The sequence below is a fragment of the Rhodococcus gannanensis genome, assembly GCF_042681175.1.
Classification (GTDB): Bacteria; Actinomycetota; Actinomycetes; order Mycobacteriales; family Mycobacteriaceae; genus Rhodococcus_G; species Rhodococcus_G gannanensis.
In genome coordinates this window covers 137,165-154,477 of sequence record NZ_JBHUFB010000020.1, presented here as the reverse complement: position 1 = coordinate 154,477, position 17,313 = coordinate 137,165, and the positions used below count along the sequence as shown (strand labels likewise).

The 17,313-nt window shown below is 69.6% G+C and carries 7 protein-coding genes; 4 read left to right on the top strand and 3 right to left on the bottom strand.

From position 1 onward, the window contains the following. Both ACFSJG_RS21600 and ACFSJG_RS21595 read left to right on the top strand, forming a co-directional pair. On the top strand, positions 1-11,559 hold an 11,559-nt coding region (locus tag ACFSJG_RS21600), incomplete at its 5' end, for a non-ribosomal peptide synthetase (protein WP_378487290.1). A 156-nt stretch (positions 11,560-11,715) separates the two neighbouring features. Continuing rightward, complete coding sequence (locus tag ACFSJG_RS21595) at positions 11,716-11,937, top strand: MbtH family protein (protein ID WP_378487289.1); 222 nt, start codon at positions 11,716-11,718, stop codon at positions 11,935-11,937. 88 nt (positions 11,938-12,025) lie between these two features. Here the strand turns inward: ACFSJG_RS21595 and ACFSJG_RS21590 are convergent, their stop codons facing one another. After that, a complete protein-coding gene (locus tag ACFSJG_RS21590; protein ID WP_378487288.1) occupies positions 12,026-12,862 on the bottom strand; it encodes a chymotrypsin family serine protease in 837 nt (278 codons plus the stop codon). A gap of 271 nt (positions 12,863-13,133) precedes the next feature. Between ACFSJG_RS21590 and ACFSJG_RS21585 the strand changes: the two genes are divergently transcribed. Then, positions 13,134-13,526, top strand: a complete 393-nt coding sequence (locus tag ACFSJG_RS21585; RefSeq protein WP_378487287.1) for a hypothetical protein — start codon at positions 13,134-13,136, stop codon at positions 13,524-13,526. A 78-nt stretch (positions 13,527-13,604) separates the two neighbouring features. On the opposite strand, the gene ACFSJG_RS21580 is transcribed toward ACFSJG_RS21585, so the two are convergent. Further along, a complete protein-coding gene (locus ACFSJG_RS21580; protein ID WP_378487286.1) occupies positions 13,605-14,327 on the bottom strand; it encodes a GntR family transcriptional regulator in 723 nt (240 codons plus the stop codon). A gap of 31 nt (positions 14,328-14,358) precedes the next feature. Then, positions 14,359-15,504 carry an acyl-CoA dehydrogenase family protein gene (locus tag ACFSJG_RS21575; RefSeq protein ID WP_378487912.1) on the bottom strand — a complete coding sequence of 382 codons (1,146 nt, stop codon included), beginning with the start codon at positions 15,502-15,504 and terminating at the stop codon, positions 14,359-14,361. 241 nt (positions 15,505-15,745) lie between these two features. Here ACFSJG_RS21575 and ACFSJG_RS21570 point away from each other — a divergent pair, with 241 nt between their 5' ends. Further along, positions 15,746-17,266 carry an aldehyde dehydrogenase family protein gene (locus ACFSJG_RS21570; RefSeq protein WP_378487285.1) on the top strand — a complete coding sequence of 507 codons (1,521 nt, stop codon included), beginning with the start codon at positions 15,746-15,748 and terminating at the stop codon, positions 17,264-17,266. The last annotated feature ends 47 nt before the right edge of the window (positions 17,267-17,313 follow it).

Genomic DNA, 17,313 nt, shown 5'->3' with positions numbered 1-17,313 from the left:
TCGGTGTGGGAGTTGTTCTGGCCGTTGCAGGTCGGTGCGCGTCTGGTGATCGCGGTGCCGGACGGGCATCGGGATCCGGCCTACCTGGCTCGGGTGATGGCCGATCAGTCGGTGACGACTGCGCACTTCGTGCCGTCGATGCTGGCGGTGTTCGTCGCCCATCTCGCGGCTGCGGCGGAAGCGGTGGGGTCGGCGAGCGTGGCGACGAGCGAAATGGCACTGTCGAAGGTGTTCGCGTCGGGTGAGGCGTTGCCTGCCTCCACGGCTGCGGCGTTGCGCGAGGTGTTGCCGGGGGCGCGTCTGCACAACCTGTACGGGCCGACCGAGGCTGCGGTCGACGTCACGTTCCACGAGGTGACGGAGGCGGACACCATCACGGTGCCGATCGGTGCGCCGGTGTGGAACACGCAGGTGTTCGTGTTGGATGCGCGGTTGCGTCCGGTGCCGGTGGGTGTTGCGGGTGAGCTCTACCTGTCCGGTGCGCAGCTCGCTCGCGGCTACGTGGGCCGGGCGGACCTGTCCTCGGATCGGTTCGTGGCGAACCCCTTCGTGCCGGGCACCCGGATGTACCGCACGGGTGACCTCGTGTCGTGGAACGGTGCCGGTGAGCTGGAGTACATCGGGCGTACCGACTTCCAGGTGAAGCTGCGTGGTCTGCGGATCGAGCTCGGTGAGATCGAGACCGCCCTTCTCGCACAGGAATCCGTCGCGCAGTCCGTCGTGGTGCTGCACCGGGACGACCGCGTCGGCGAGGCGCTGGTCGCCTACCTGGTACCTGCGGGAGCCACGGAGCCCGATCAGGGCGCACTCAAGTCCGCTCTGCAGGCGGCGCTCCCGGCGTACATGGTGCCGTCGGCGTTCGTGGTCCTCGAGGCCTTCCCGCTCAACGCGTCCGGCAAGCTGGACCGCAAGGCGCTGCCGGCGCCGATGTTCGAGGCGACGGTGTTCCGCCTGCCCTCGACCCCGGCCGAGGAACTCGTGGCCGGCGTCTTCGCCGACCTGCTCGGCGTGGAGCGCGTCGGCGCCGACGACGACTTCTTCGCGCTCGGCGGAAACTCGCTCGTCGCCACCCAGGTCACCGCCCGGCTCGGGTCGCTCCTCGACTCCACGGTCGAGTTGCGAACCCTGTTCGAGGCACCGACCGTCGCGGAGCTCGCCGAACGCCTGTCCTCGGGAACCGGCTCCCGCCGCCGCGTCCCGCTCGTCGCGGCCGACCGGCCCGACGACATTCCGCTCTCGCTCGCGCAACAGCGGATGTGGTTCCTCAGCCGGTTCGACAGCGCCTCGGGCGTCAACAACATCCCGGCCGCGATCCGGCTGTCGGGTCGCCTCGACACCGCTGCGCTGCAGGCCGCCGTCGGCGACCTGGTGGCACGGCACGAGATCCTGCGGACCGTCTACCCCGTCGGTGCGGACGGGTCGGGCACCCAGGTGATCCTGCCGGTCGGCGACACCGTTCCGGACCTCACCCCGATCGACGTCGACGAGTCGGACCTGATCAGGAAGGTCACCTCGGCCGTCGTCACCGGCTTCGACGTCACCGCCGAGGTGCCGTTGCGGGTGAACGTCTTCCGGGTCACGGAGACCGAACACGTGCTCGTCGTCGTCGTCCACCACATCGCCGCCGACGGGTTCTCCATGGGCCCGCTGGTCCGGGACGTGATGGTCGCGTACACGGCGCGTGTCGCCGGCGAGGCCCCCGGATGGGCGCCGCTCGACGTCCAGTACGCGGACTACGCGCTGTGGCAGCGAGAGGTCCTCGGCTCCGAGGACGACGGCGACTCCGTCGTCAGCGGGCAGCTCGACTACTGGCGCACCGCGCTCGACGGCATCCCGGCGCAGCTCGACCTGCCCGCCGACCGCCCGCGTCCGGCGGTGGCGAGCAACGTCGGTGGCGCGGTGTCGTTCGACATCGATGCCGATCTGCACGCGGCGCTGCTCGGCGCGGCACGCACCCGCGGCGCGTCTCTGTTCATGGTGGTGCACACCGCCCTGGCCGCACTGTTGGCCAGGCTGTCCGGTACCACCGACATAGCCATCGGCACCCCGGTCGCCGGCCGCGGCGAGCAGGCCCTCGACGACCTCGTCGGCATGTTCGTCAACACCCTCGTGCTGCGCACACAGGTGAACCCGGCGACGCCGCTGACGACGTTGCTCGCCGACGTCCGGCAGACGGATCTCGGTGCCTTCGGGCACGCCGACGTGCCGTTCGAGCGCATCGTCGAGGTGATCGACCCGCCGCGCTCGCAGGCCAGGCACCCGCTGTTCCAGGTGGCGCTGTTCTTCCAGAACCACCAGCAGCCGAGCATCGACCTGGACGGCTTGACCGTCTCCGGAGTCGACGTCGACGCCGTCATCGCGAAGTTCGACCTCCAGGTCACGGTCACCGAACGCAACGACGACAGTGGTGTCCCGTCCGGGATGGCCGTACACCTGAGCTACGCGCGAGACCTGTTCGACGAGGGCACGATCGACCTGTTCGGTCGGCGCCTGACCCGGATGCTCGAGACGCTGGCGACGGATCCGTCGACGCCCGTCGGCGACGTCGAACTGCTCGGTGACGACGAGCTGAGCCGGATCCTCACCGGCTGGAACGACTCGCGCCACGACGTCGATGCGGGTGAGCTGCTGCTCGACGCGTACGACGCACAGGTCGCCGCCACCCCGGATGCGACGGCCGTCGTGTACGAGGGCGACTCGCTGACCTACGCGGAGTTCGACGCCCGCGTCAACCGGCTCGCCCGCCGGCTCGTTGCCGACGGTGTCGGACCGGAATCGCTGGTGGCCATCGCGATTCGCCGGTCGCTCGATCTCGTCGTGGCCATCTACGCGGTGGTGCGGGCGGGCGGCGCGTACGTGCCGGTCGATCCGGACCACCCGGCGGAGCGGATCGGGCACATCCTCGACACCGCGCAGCCGGTGTGCGTGCTGACGACCACGACGGACGATTTCGCCGCCGCCGGCGACTTCCCGGTCGTCGCGGTGGACACCCTCGACCTGGCCGACCTGTCGTCTGCCCCGGTCACGGACGCCGACCGTCGCGGGGTGCTGCGCCCGCAGCACCCGGCCTACGTCATCTTCACGTCGGGCTCCACCGGCAAGCCCAAGGGCGTCGCCGTCCCGCACGCCGCCATCGCCAACCAGATCGCGTGGATGCTCGCGGAGTACCCGCTCGGTGCCGGTGACGTGTACCTGCAGAAGACGGCCACGACCTTCGACGTGTCGCTGTGGGGCTGGTTCATCCCGCTACGGTCGGGTGCCACGCTCGTGGTGGCGACTCCGGACGGGCATCGTGACCCGCAGTACGTTGCCGACACGATCCGCGAGCAGCGGGTCACCGCGACCGACTTCGTGCCGTCGATGCTGACCGTGTTCGCGGGCTCCGCTCGCCCCGAGGACCTCACCTCCCTGCGGTACGTGTTCGTCATCGGGGAGGCACTGCCCGCCGAGACCGTCCGTGACTTCAGGTCCGTCTCCGACGCCGGTGTGCACAACCTGTACGGGCCGACGGAGGCGGCGGTGTCGATCACCTACGCCGACGTCACCGACACCGCCGTCGGCGGCGCGGTCTCGATCGGCCGCCCGGAGTGGAACTCGCAGGTGTACGTGCTGGATTCGCGGCTGCGGCCGGTCCCGGTCGGCGTGCCCGGTGAGCTCTACCTCGGCGGCGTGCAGCTCGCCCGCGGCTACTTCGGCCGCGTCGACCTCACCTCCGACCGGTTCGTGGCGAACCCGTTCTCCAGTCGCGGTGCTCGCATGTACCGCACCGGCGACCTGGTGGTGTGGGACGCCGACGGCGGCATCGACTACATCGGCCGCACCGACTTCCAGGTGAAGTTCCGTGGACAGCGCATCGAGCTCGGCGACATCGAGACGGCACTGCTCGCGCATCCGACGGTCCTGCAGGCCGCGGTGCTGGTGGTCAAGACGGAGACCGGTGACCACCTGGTGGCCTACCTGGTGCCCGCACCCGGTGCGGACATCGACGCCGACGAGGTCAAGGTGCACGCCACGGGCACCCTGCCGTCGTACATGGTGCCGTCGGCACTGGTCGTGCTGGACTCCTTCCCGCTCAACGCATCCGGCAAGCTCGATCGCAAGGCGCTGCCCGCGCCGGTGTTCGCGGCACGGGAGTTCCGGGCACCGGTCACCGCGACGGAGCAGACCATCGCTTCGGTGTTCGCGGAGGTGCTCGGCGCGCCGCAGGTCGGCCGCGGCGACGACTTCTTCGAACTCGGCGGCAACTCGCTGATCGCGACGCAGGTCGCGGCGCGGTTGGGGGCGGCACTCGGATTCCGCGTCCCGGTCCGGGACCTGTTCGAGGCATCCACCGTCGAGGCACTCGCCGACCGCCTCGCCGGCATGTCCGGCGGGGAAGCGCGGATCGAGCTGGCACCTCGACCGCGCCCCGAGCGGGTGCCGCTGTCCCCGGCCCAGTCCCGGATGTGGTTCCTCAACCGATTCGATCCGGAGTCGGCGGTCTACAACATCCCGCTGGCCGTGCGCCTGACCGGTGAACTGGACGTTGCGGCGCTGCGTGCCGCGGTCGCGGACGTCATCGCACGGCACGAGGTGCTGCGCACCACGTACCCGGAACACGAGGGCACCGGCCGCCAGGTCGTCGTGCCGGACTTCTCCGTGGACATCGCAGCGGAACCGGTGGCCGCCGAGGACCTGACCTCGCGGGTGCTGACGCTGGTCGGCACCGGCTTCGACGTCACGCAGGGTGTTCCGGTCCGGGCTGCCCTGCTCGGCGTCGACGGCTCCGCCACCGACCACGTCCTCGTCGTCGTCATGCACCACATCTCCGGTGACGGTTTCTCCACTGCACCGCTGACCCGGGACCTGGTGCTGGCGTACCTCTCCCGCAGCGCCGGGTCGGCGCCGGCCTGGGAGCCGCTGGCAGTTCAGTACGCGGACTACACGCTGTGGCAGCGGGAGGTTCTCGGCTCGCTCGACGACCCGCAGTCGCAGATGTCGGCGCAGCTGGACTACTGGACCCGGGTGCTGCGCGGCACGCCCGACGTGCTGGTGCTGCCGACGGATCGGCCGCGTCCGGCGGTGATGTCGAACATCGGTGCACTGCGGGAGTTCACGGTCGACAAGGAGTTGCGCGAGGCGCTGGAGGCACTCGCCCGGCGCAGCGGCGCGACGTTGTTCATGGTGCTGCACGCGGCGCTCGCGGTGCTGCTGTCGCGGCTGTCGGGGACGAGTGACATCACCGTCGGCACCCCGGTCGCGGGCCGCGGCGAGGCCGCGCTCGACGACCTGGTCGGCATGTTCGTCAACACCCTGGTGCTGCGCACCGAGGTGCCGGCGGCGGCGTCGTTCGACGAAGTCCTCGCCGCGGCCCGGGAAGCCGATCTGGGTGCGTTCGGTCACGCCGATCTGCCGTTCGAGCAGATCGTCGAGGCCCTCGATCCGGTTCGCTCCCAGGCGTACTCGCCGCTGTTCCAGGTGACGCTGTCGTTGCAGAACCTGCCCGCGCCCGCGGCCGAACTCGGTGACCTCTCGATCAGTGGCCTGACCACGGACATGGTGCTCGCGAAGTTCGACCTCGACTTCGGCTTCGCCGAGGCCGTCGACGAGAACGGGAATCCCTCCGGTCTCGACGGAGCGCTCACGTACACCACCGGTCTGTACGACGCCTCGGGTGCGCAGTCGCTCGTGGACGGACTGCTCGGTGTGCTGCGCGCGGTGACCGCCGATCCGGCGGCGCCGGTCGGGGACATCGACCTGCTCGGTGATCGTGACCGTGTTCGGGTGCTGCACGAGTGGAACGCGACCGGTGTCGGGGTGTCCGGGGGAACGCTGGATTCGCTGTTCGCGGAGCAGGCCGCGCGGACGCCGGATGCGGTGGCCGTGACCGACGGTGCCGTGTCGCTGACGTACGGGCAGCTGCTGAACCGGGTGGATGTGGTGGCCCGTCGGTTGATCGGGCGTGGTGTGGGTGTCGAGTCGCGGGTGGCGGTCGCGATGCGCCGCTCGATCGACCAGGTGGTCGCGATGTACGCGATCGTCAGGGCCGGCGGCGCATACGTGCCTGTCGACCCGGACCAGCCGCTCGACAGGATCCGGTACGTCCTCGACACGGCCGCCCCGCAGCTCGTAGTCGTGGACGCGGGCAGCGTCGTCGACCGTCCCGTCATCGAGTTCGGTGAGCTCGCCGCGGATGCCGATGTGCCGGTGCAGCCGGTGACGGATGCGGATCGGATCGGTGTCCTGCGTCCGGACAACACGGCGTACGTGCTGTTCACGTCGGGGTCGACGGGTCGCCCGAAGGGTGTCGCGGTCTCCCATGCGGCGACGGTGAACCAGTTGGTGTCGATGCAGCGTGAGTACGGTCTGGACGGCACCGATTCGGTGTTGCAGAAGACGGCGTTCACGTTCGATGCGTCGGTGTGGGAGTTCTTCTGGCCCCTGCAGTCCGGCGCCCGGTTGGTGCTGGCGGCTCCCGACGGTCATCGTGATCCGCAGTACCTGGCTCGGGTGCTGGTGGAGGAGTCGGTGACGACGGTGCAGTTCGTGCCGTCGATGCTGCCGATGGTGCTGACGGCGTTGCCGGATTCGGGTGCGCCTGCGTTGCGGCGGGTGTTCGCGGGTGGCGAGGCGCTTCCCTCGGAGCTCGCGGCGGAGGTCGAGGTCCTGACGGGTGCGCGGGTGTACAACCTGTACGGGCCGACCGAGGCGGCGATGCAGGTGACGCGCCGGGCGGCCCGCGAGGGTGATCCGGTGATCGTGCCGATCGGCGGTCCGGTCGAGGGCACCCGCGTGTACGTGCTGGACGGCCGGTTGCAGCCGGTTCCCGTCGGTGTGCCGGGTGAGCTGTACCTGGCGGGCGTGCAGCTCGCGCGGGGTTACGAGTCGCGGCCGGATCTGACGGCGGACCGTTTCGTGGCGTCGCCGTTCGCGGCGGGGGAGCGGTTGTACCGGACCGGTGACCTGGTGCGGTGGCTGGAGTCGGTAGACGGCTCGGGTGAGCTGGAGTTCCTGGGCCGCACCGACTTCCAGGTGAAGCTGCACGGTCTGCGGATCGAGCTCGGTGAGGTCGAGGCGGCGTTGGCTGCGCATCCCGCGGTCCGTCAGGCCGTTGCGTCGGTCGTGGAGACGTCCGCCGGTCAGGTGCTGGTCGGGTACGTGGCAGGTGTCGTGGACGTCGACGCGGTGTCGGTGACCGCGGTTGCGGGCGAGCGTCTGCCCGCTTACATGGTGCCGACCCGGATCGTCGTGCTCGACGGGTTCCCGGTGAATGCTTCCGGGAAGATCGATCGGAAGTCGTTGCCGGCGCCGGTGTTCGAGGCTCGGGAGTTCCGGGCGCCGACCACCGCGGTCGAGCAGGCCGTCGCGGACGTCTTCGCCGAGTTGCTCGGCGCTCCGCGGGTCGGACTGGACGACGACTTCTTCGAGCTCGGCGGCAACTCGCTCGTCGCGATGCAGGCCGTGTCCCGGCTCGGTGCCGCTGTCGACGCCACGGTGCCGGTGCGCGCGCTGTTCGACGCGTCGACGGTCGCGGATCTCGCCGCCTTCGTGGCGGGCCGCGCGGGACAGGGGCGGCGCGCACCGCTGGTGCCGCAGCCCCGCACCGGACCGGTCCCGCTGTCGCTGCCGCAGCAGCGAATGTGGTTCCTCAACAAGTTCGAGCCGCGGTCCGCGGCCTTCAACATCCCGATGGCGCTGCGGTTGACCGGCGATCTCGACATCGCGGCGATGAATGCCGCGTTCGTCGACGTGCTCGAGCGGCACGAGATCCTTCGTACGGTGTTCCCCGACACCGGTGCCGGCGTGGTCCAGGTGGTGCTGCCCACGGGTGACCTGCACGTGGACCTGACCCCCGAGGACGTCACCACCGCGGAACTGCCCGCCCGCGCCGTGTCGTCGATGAGCGACGGATTCGACGTGACGGTCGAGATTCCGGTCCGGGTGTGCCTGCTGCGACTCGTCGACGGTGCAGAGGACGAGTACGTACTGGTCGTCGTCGTCCATCACATCGCCGCCGACGGATGGTCGATGGGACCGCTCGCACGGGACCTGATGACGGCCTACGTGGCTCGCGGCGCAGGCGAGACGCCGGGCTGGGCACCGCTTCCCGTGCAGTACGCGGATTTCACCCTGTGGCAGCGGGAGGTGCTCGGATCGGACGACGACCCGGGATCCGTCATCTCGACGCAGCTCGCCTACTGGCAGCGTCAGCTCGCGGGTGTCCCGGACCAGCTGGAGCTGCCGTGGGACCGCCCGCGTCCGGCGGTGCAGTCGTACGACGGAGGTCTGGTCACCTTCGAGATCGGCGGCGAACTGCACGCCCGCCTCGTCGAGGTCGCGCGGGAACGTGGTGCGACACTGTTCATGCTCATGCACGCGGCCTTCGCGGTGCTGCTGGCACGCCTGTCCGCGACCGACGACATCGCGATCGGCACCCCGATCGCCGGACGCGGCGACGAAGCGCTCGACGACCTCGTCGGCGTCTTCATCAACGCACTGGTGCTGCGCGCGAAGGTCGATGTGGACGCCGGGTTCGACGAGATCCTGGCCGGTGTCCGGGAGACCGACCTGTCGGCGTTCGGCAACGCGGACGTGCCGTTCGAGCGGCTCGTCGAGGTGCTGAACCCCGTCCGGTCCACGTCCCGGAGCCCACTGGCCCAGGTCGGATTCCTGTTCCAGAACATGGCACCGACGGAGCTCGAGCTCGACGGACTGACCGTCGGGTCCGCGGGAGTCGCGCACGTGTCGGCGAAGTACGACCTCCAGCTGGCGCTGCGCGACGAGTACGGCGACGACGGCGTGCCCTCGGGCATGTTCGCGGAGATGGTCTACGCGACAGCGTTGTTCGACGCGTCGACCGTCGAGGTGATCGGGCAGCGGCTCGTGCGGGTGCTCGAGGCGATCGCCGCCGATCCCACCGTGGTGGTCGGGGACATCGACCTCGTCGAGGCCGACGAAGTCGCGGCGCTGGTCACCGGCTGGAACGCGACCGACCACGAGCTGCCGGCCGGGCAGCTGCTGCAGGACGGGTTCCTGCGCCAGGCGCAGCAGACCCCGGACGCGACCGCTGTCGTGTACGAGGGCGAGACGCTGACCTACGCCGAGTTGTCGGCGCGGGTGGGCCGGCTGGCCCGCCGCCTGATCGACGAGGGCGTCGGACCGGAATCGTTGGTGGCACTGGCCGTCCGTCGCTCACTCGATCTCGTCGTCGCGATCTACGCGGTGCTCGAGGCCGGTGGTGCCTACGTCCCGATCGACCCGGACCATCCGGCGGAGCGAATCGGCCACATCCTGGACACCGCGAACCCGGTGTGCATCCTCACGACCGGCGACGCACGGTTCGACGTGCCGAGGCGGACCGTGCTCCGGATCGACGACATCGACCTGTCTCGGTACGACGCCGGTCCGGTCGACCAGGCGGAGCGGGTGTCGCACCTGCGGCAGGGACACCCGGCGTACGTCATCTTCACGTCGGGTTCGACGGGCAAGCCGAAGGGCGTCGCGGTGCCGCACGGCGCCATCGTGAACCAGATGGAGTGGATGCAGTCCGAGTACCGACTCGACAGCGCCGACGTGTACCTGCAGAAGACGGCGACGACGTTCGACGTCTCGCTGTGGGGCTGGTTCATGCCGCTGCGGGTCGGGGCGACTCTGGTCGTCGCCACTCCCGACGGGCACCGGGATCCGCAGTACGTCGCCGATCGGATCGCCGAGCATTCGGTGACGGTCACCGACTTCGTCCCGTCGATGCTGACCGTGTTCGCGGCCTCCGTGGACCCGCAGCAGCTGGTGTCGCTGACCCGGATCTTCGTGATCGGCGAGGCGCTGCCTGCCGAGACGGTCCGGGACTTCGCACGGGTGTCCCCGGCACGGGTGCACAACCTGTACGGGCCGACCGAAGCGGCGGTGTCGATCACGTACCGGGACGTCACCGGCGGTCACGGCGATGCGGTGTCGATCGGGTGGCCCCAGTGGAACTCGCAGGTGCACGTGCTGGATTCGCGTCTGAATCCGGTGCCGGTGGGCGTTCCGGGTGAGCTGTACCTGGGCGGCGACCAGCTCGCGCGCGGCTACTTCGGGCGAGTGGACCTCACGTCGGACCGATTCGTGGCGAACCCGTTCTCGGGCGGGGCCGGCGGCGATCGGATGTACCGAACCGGTGACCTGGTCGCGTGGGACAAGCAGGGCGAGCTGCGGTACATCGGCCGCACCGACTTCCAGGTGAAGTTCCGCGGGCAGCGGATCGAGCTCGGCGAGATCGAGACCGCGGTCCTCACCCATCCGCGAGTGCTGCAGTCAGCCGTCCTGGTGGTCGGCACGCCGACCGGTGACCAGTTGGTGGCGTACGTGGTCCCGACCCCTGGGGACACGGTGACCGCGGACGACGTGAAGGCCGCCGCATCGCGGTCGCTGCCCACCTACATGATCCCGGCGTCGGTGACGGTCCTGGACGCCTTCCCGCTCAACCCGTCGGGCAAGCTGGACCGGAAGGCACTGCCGGCGCCGGTCTTCGAGGCGCGTGCGTTCCGGGCTCCCGAGACCGAGACGGAGGCAGCGGTGGCGTCGGTGTTCTCGGAGGTGCTCGGGATCGAGCGTGTCGGTCTCGACGACGACTTCTTCGAGCTCGGTGGCAACTCGCTGATCGCAACGCAGGTCGTGTCGCGGTTGACCGCGACGTGCGGCGTGCGCGTGCCGGTGCTGTGGCTGTTCTCGGATGCCACCACGGAGGCGTTCGCACGCAGAATCGACGCCGAGCGCCTCGGTTCCGGCGGTACCGGGTCCGAGCGGGCCTTCGACGTCCTGTTGCCGATCCGCGAAGGTCGTTCGCCGGAGGCGGTGTTCTGCCTGCACCCGGTGATCGGATTGTCCTGGGCGTTCGCAGGACTGTCCCAGCATCTCGACCCGCAGTACGGGATCTACGGGCTCCAGTCGCCTGCCTTCTCGAGCGAGGACGAGATGCCGGGATCCATCGCGGAATGGGCGGCTCGGTACATCCGGGAGATCCGCACGGTGCAACCGGACGGTCCGTACCGTCTCGTCGGCTGGTCACTCGGCGGTGTGATCGCACACGAGATGGCGGTGCAGTTGCAGGCGCAGGGCGAAGAGGTCGCGTTGCTGTCGATGATGGACAGCTTCGCGGGCGCCGGACACACCGTGCAGGGTCGCGCGATGACTGCGGGGGACCTGCTCGGCGGGCTCCTGCCCGAGGCGGCGTTCGGTGGATTCGGCGGCGAAGCGGAACTGACGCCCGAGGCGGTGTCGGCTCTCGCTGCGGACCTGCCCGAACCGTTCGGCGATCTGGGAATCGACCGGATCGAGCGGGCCTACCGGGCTGCGGAGTCCTCGCTCGTCACGATGGGTCGACACCGGCCCGGCATCTACAAGGGCGACCTGGTGTACTTCGCCGCGGCAGCCGACGATCCGACCGTGAGCCGGGGCGCGGACACCTGGGCGAACGGCGTCGACGGCCGCATCGAGGTCCACGCGATCGACGAGACCCACTGGGGTATGGCCTCGCCCGAAGCGCTCGGACGGATCGCAGGCGTTGTTGCCCGGTCGTTCGTCGAGCAGCGAGGGTGAGGCGGTAGCGACCAGGGACTGCGCCCTCCACCCCACGAGACCTCCGGCCCGAACCGGAGACCGGTCGCCGCCGCCGCCCGAACGGCGGCGGCGACCACCCCGATTCCAGGCCGGTCGACAACCGTCAATCGCTACGACACGAAAGGCAGTACGACTGTGAGCAATCCCTTCGACGACGAGGACGGCACGTTCCTCGTGCTCGTGAACGACGAGGGTCAGCACTCGTTGTGGCCCCTGTTCGCGCAGGTTCCTGCCGGATGGAACGAGGTCCACGGACCTGCCGCCAGGCAGGAGTGTGTCGCCTACGTCGAGGCGAACTGGACCGACATGCGGCCGAATAGCCTCATCGACGCGATGGCGTCCGACGCCGGGGAATGACCCCGCCACGAGAGCGGCCCCGAGTTCGAGAACTCGGGGCCGCTCCGGTCTGCTCGAGTGTGATGACGTGCGCAGGCCGCCGTCGGTTTCAGTCGTCGCTGTCGGTGACGACGAAACCGCTGCCGGTGATCGCGCGCGAGTTCAGATCGGCGAGGATGGTCTGCGCCGACGTCGATTCCCACTGCGGGAACGCGTCGTAGCGCGCCCGGGTCGAGATTCCGACCCATTCCGAGGTGCCCTGCATGATCAGCGGGCCGCCCGAGTCACCGGGCTGGGTCGGTGCCCACGAGCGGAACAAGCCGTCCCCGGACTCCACGACGACACCGGTCGCAGGGGTGTGCGCCACCGGGTTCGACGACTCCGCCCCGTATTCGTAGGACGCGGCGCCGAAGTTCTGCACCTTGTCGCCAACCCTCGGCAGGGCGGGCTCGCCATCGGTGCCACGGTGGACTGCGTCGATCCGGAAGACCTCGTCACCGGAGGCATTCAGCACCCGGCTCGACAGCTGGATGTGCGGCTCGAACTCGATGACCATGTAGTCGATGCTGCTGCGGTACGACATGTCCGGCGACACCCAGCGGATCCAGCCGATCGGCCCGGCTTCGATGTCGTTCTTGTCCCAGACCGGGTGGTCGTTCCTCTCGATGTGGACCCCGACCGGGGCGCCCGGAAGCGCGCTCACGTCGTCCGGCTCGGAGTAGGGATTGCAGTGCCCGGCCGCGATCCCGACCTTGCGCCCGTCGGCGTCGGTGCCGACCGCGCCGAGCGTGCAGTTCTTGCCCATGTGCCGTACCGGATTCCCGTCGAAGTCGAGGAATGCGCCGGCAGCAATGGTTTTCGACGGGACATCCGCCCACGCGGCCGTCGGCATCGGCAAGGCCAGGGTCAGTGATGCGGTGAGCCCAGCGAGAATTACGTTGCGCATGGGGTGCTTTCCGAGCCGGGGCGCGATGATGCCTCGGCGACACCGCTCCCGGCCCTGGTGAGGCCGCCTGGTCGGCGGACGATGTGGGCAGCGTGTCGCCGACGTTGCCGAGTCTGCGTGTGAAGGGCTGCGTGGCCTCGGTGACAGTACTCGCAGGTGGGACCTGCCGGTCCGGTTTTGCAGAACCGCTGCCCACGGACGGGTGCGGCCCATGCGACGGGGAAGGTCGACCTTCCTTTACAGTCCGACCCCGGACCTGTTCGATGCAGGCATGACCGCTGCCATCGACATCTTCCTGATCCTGCATTTCATCGGCCTGGCCGCCATCATCGGCACCTACATGACCGTGGCGATGCGCGGAGTGCCCCAGGTGCTTCCGGGCATGATGCACGGCGCGTTCCTCCAGCTGGTGTCCGGTCTCGCACTCGTCGGGCTGAACGAGGCGAACGACGCGGACCTCAACCACACGAAGGTCGGGGTGAAGCTCGTCATCGCGATCGTCATCACCGTGCTCGCGGTGATCGGCGTGCGCAAGGTGAAGGAGGAGAACGAGGGGACCTCGGGCGGTGCGGGCGCCCTGGCCACCGCGAGCTCCACGGCGACGCTCGCGCACGCGATCGGTGCCCTCGCCATCGCCAACGTGATCATCGCCGTCGTGTGGTGACCCGACCCTGACGCCACATCAGGCCGCGCCCGGACACCGGGCGCGGCCTGATGCGTTGTCGGCGACGTCGATCGCCGGTCAGTCCCAGATGCCGATCGTCTCCAGGTGCGTGAGGAGGCGGTCGGCGCCGTCGGCGAAGTGCTCGCGGGTGACCGCGGCCGCCTCCTCCGCGTCACCGGACTCGAGGGCCGCGATCAGCCGGTCGTGACTGGCGACCGCGGCCTCGCCCCACGTCGGGTCGGACGAGTACAGGTGTGCGGGGGTGTAACGGACGGCGTTCAGCAGGAACCACGACAGCTTGTTCGCGTTGGCGAGCCGGTTGAGCTGCCGATGGAACGAGAACTCGAGGTGCTCGACGCGGGCGGCGTCCGACTCCGCGACTGCCCGGGCCAGCTCGTCGCGGGCCTCGCGCATCTCCCGCAGCACCTCCGGGGTCACCGCCGCCGTCGCGCGCGTGGCGAGTCGCTCGGCGATCTGTCCCTGCAGCCAGAACAGGTCGTGGATGTCCGAACGGCTCAGCGGCGCAACAACGTAGCCGCGGTGCGGCACGAGTTCGACGAGACCCTCGCCGCGCAACGTGAGCAGCGCCTCCCGCACCGGGGTGACACTGACGCCGAGCTCGGCGGCCGTCTCGTCGAGGCGGACGTAGTCACCGGGTCGCACCCCGCCCGACATGATCAGCCCGCGCACGTGCGCCGCGACCTCGTCCGACAGCTGGGGGCGCCGACGCAGCGCGCTGCCGGCGAAGCCGCCCTTTCGGGTCGTGGTCAACGGGAACCCTCCTTCACGGCTGTCGAGCATAGGCGCCCACGATCGGGTGCCCGACTTCTCGTCAGAGTCCGTACGTCTTGCCGATGATGTCGCGCTGGATCTCGCTGGTGCCGCCGAAGATCGTCGAGACCAGTGCCGACCGGACGTGCTTCTCCATGTCGAACTCGGCCGCGTAGCCGTAGCCGCCCATCATCTGCATGCCGTCGAGCGCGACCCGTCGCGCGGTCTCGGTGGCCTTGAGCTTGGCCATCGAGGCCTCCCGCGGCAGCATCATGTCGGGGTTGGCGTCCGCCTGCCGCGCGACGCTGTAGACGAGCAGCTTCGTGCACTCGATCTCGGTGGCGAGGTCGGCGATCCGGTGCCGCAGCGCCTGAAAGGTGCCGATGGGTCGTCCGAACTGCTTGCGCTGCGAGACGAACCCGAGCACGTCCTCGAAGGCGCGCTCGGCCGCTCCGAGCGCCATCGCCGACAGGATCAGCCGCTCGAAGTTGAGCCCGGTCATCAGTTGGCGCCAGCCGCCGCCGACCTCGCCGACCACCGCGTCCTCGGGCAGCACGCAGTCGGTGAAGTAGAGGTCGTTGGTCTCCTTCTGGCCGCCCATCAGCTCGATCGGACTGATCTTCAGGCCGGGGGTGTCGGCGGGCACGTGGAACATCGTCAGTCCCTCGTGCTTGTTCTCGCCGCGGCTGGTCCGCGCGACCAGCAGGATGTTCTCGGAGATGTGTGCGTTCGAGCACCATGTCTTCTGGCCGTTGACCACCCAGCCGTCGGACGTCTTCTCGGCGCGGGTGCTCAGGTTGCCGACGTCGGAGCCGGCCTCCGGCTCGGACATGGAGATGGACTGGGAGACGCCGGCGACGATGCCGCGCAGCACGGCGTCCTTCTGCGCGTCGGTGCCGAACTTCGCGTACGCGCCGCCGGTGATCAGGGTGGGGCCGATCGCCCCGATCGGGGCCATGCCTCGTGCGGTCTCCTCGAGCAGGATGCACATGTCGACCATGGTCGCGTCGGAACCGCCGTACTCCTCGGGCACGGTCAGGCCCAGCCAGCCGAGGTCGGCCATCTTGGAGTACACGCCCTGGTTGTGGTTGTGCGCGCCGTGGTCGGTGAGCTGGTCGCGCTTCTCCCGGGTGCCCGCCTCGCGCTTGCAGAAGTCGGTGACGGCCTGCGCGAAGGCCCGCTGTTCGGTGGTGAAGTCGACGCTCATCGTCTCTCCCGTGGTCAGGGTGGTGGTCGTGGTGTGGCCGGGCGCGGTCCTCTTGCCTGCCGCCCCGGTACGGCCTAATGTGACGGCCACAACAGTAAGACAAATCAAATATATGTGATGTGATTTCGGTCCGGAAGGGTTCGAACCCGCCCAGGATCGACACAGGCCACCCCGGACCGACCAGGGCAACACGATCGAGTCCGGCTCACATCAATCGCCACACCGACGGAGGAACACCCCCATGTCCCAGGGGACCGACAACAAGCCGAGCACCGCCCCGGCACCCGAGACCGCCGCGACCTTCGCCTCCCTCGATCCGCGGACGGGCAACGTGATCGCCGAGTATCCGATCCACGACCTCGACGACGTGGCCGCCGCCGTCAAGCGCGGCCGCGACGCCTCCGTGTGGTGGGCCGCCCTCGGCTTCGACGGCCGCAAGAAGTGGCTCCAGAAGTGGAAGTCCGCCATCGCCCGCGACGCGCAGTCGCTGGCCGAGGTCATGTCCGCCGAGACCGGCAAGCCCATCGACGACGCGATCCTCGAGATCATGCTCGCCGTCGAGCACCTGGACTGGGCGTCGAAGAACGCGGGCAAGGTGCTCGGTCGCAAGAAGGTCCCGTCCGGCATGGTCAGCGCGAACCAGGAAGCGACCCTCTACTACCAGCCCTTCGGTGTCGTCGGCGTCATCGGCCCCTGGAACTACCCGGTCTTCACCCCGATGGGGTCGATCGCGTACGCACTCGCCGCAGGCAACGCGATCGTCTTCAAGCCCAGCGAGCTGACCCCCGGCGTCGGCGTGTGGCTCGCTGACAAGTGGAAGTCGCTCGTCCCGAACCAGCCCGTGTTCCAGGTCGTCACCGGCCTCGGCGCCACCGGCGGCGCGCTCGTCGAGGCGGGCGTCGACAAGATCGCCTTCACCGGCTCCGGCCCGACCGCGAAGAAGGTCATGGCGGCCTGTGCCAAGACCCTCACCCCGATGGTCGCCGAGGGCGGCGGCAAGGACGCGATGCTCGTCGCCGCCGACGCCGACCTCGACGCCGCAGCCGGCTTCGCGGTCTTCGGCGGCATGGGCAACGCCGGGCAGACCTGCGTCGGTGTCGAGCGGATCTACGTCGCCGACGAGGTCTACGACGCCTTCGTCCGCAAGCTCACCGACAAGGCGTCCCGCCTCCGCGTCGGCGGTGACAAGGACTCCTCGTACGGCCCGATGACCCTCGACCGCCAGAACGCGATCGTCAAGGGGCAGGTCGAGGACGCCCTCGACAAGGGCGCGCACGCGCTGCTCGGCGGCCGCGAGTCGCTGCGCGAGCCGTACATCGAGCCGGTCATCCTGGGCGACGTCCCCGAGGACAGCACCGCCATGACCGAGGAGACCTTCGGTCCGATGCTCGCGGTCAACCGGATGCGCGACCTCGAGGACGGTGTCGAGAAGGCGAACGCGGCCAACTACGGACTCGCGGCGTCGATCTTCACCAAGGACAAGGCCCGGGCCGTGAGGGCCGCCGAGAACCTGCGCACCGGCATGGTGTCCATCAACTCGGTGCTCGGCTTCGCCGGTGTCGCGGCGCTGCCCTTCGGTGGTGTCGGCGAGTCCGGCTTCGGGCGCATCCACGGCGCCGACGGCCTCCGCGAGTTCGCCCGCACCAAGTCCGTCACCCGCCAGAAGTTCAACGCTCCGCTGAACCTGCTCACCATGGAGCGCAAGGCCCGCGACATGAAGATCGCGGCCTGGATGCTGAAGACCCTGCACGGCAAGGGCTGACACCCCGTCGCCTCCACCGGATCGCATCGTGTCGACCGGTGGAGGCG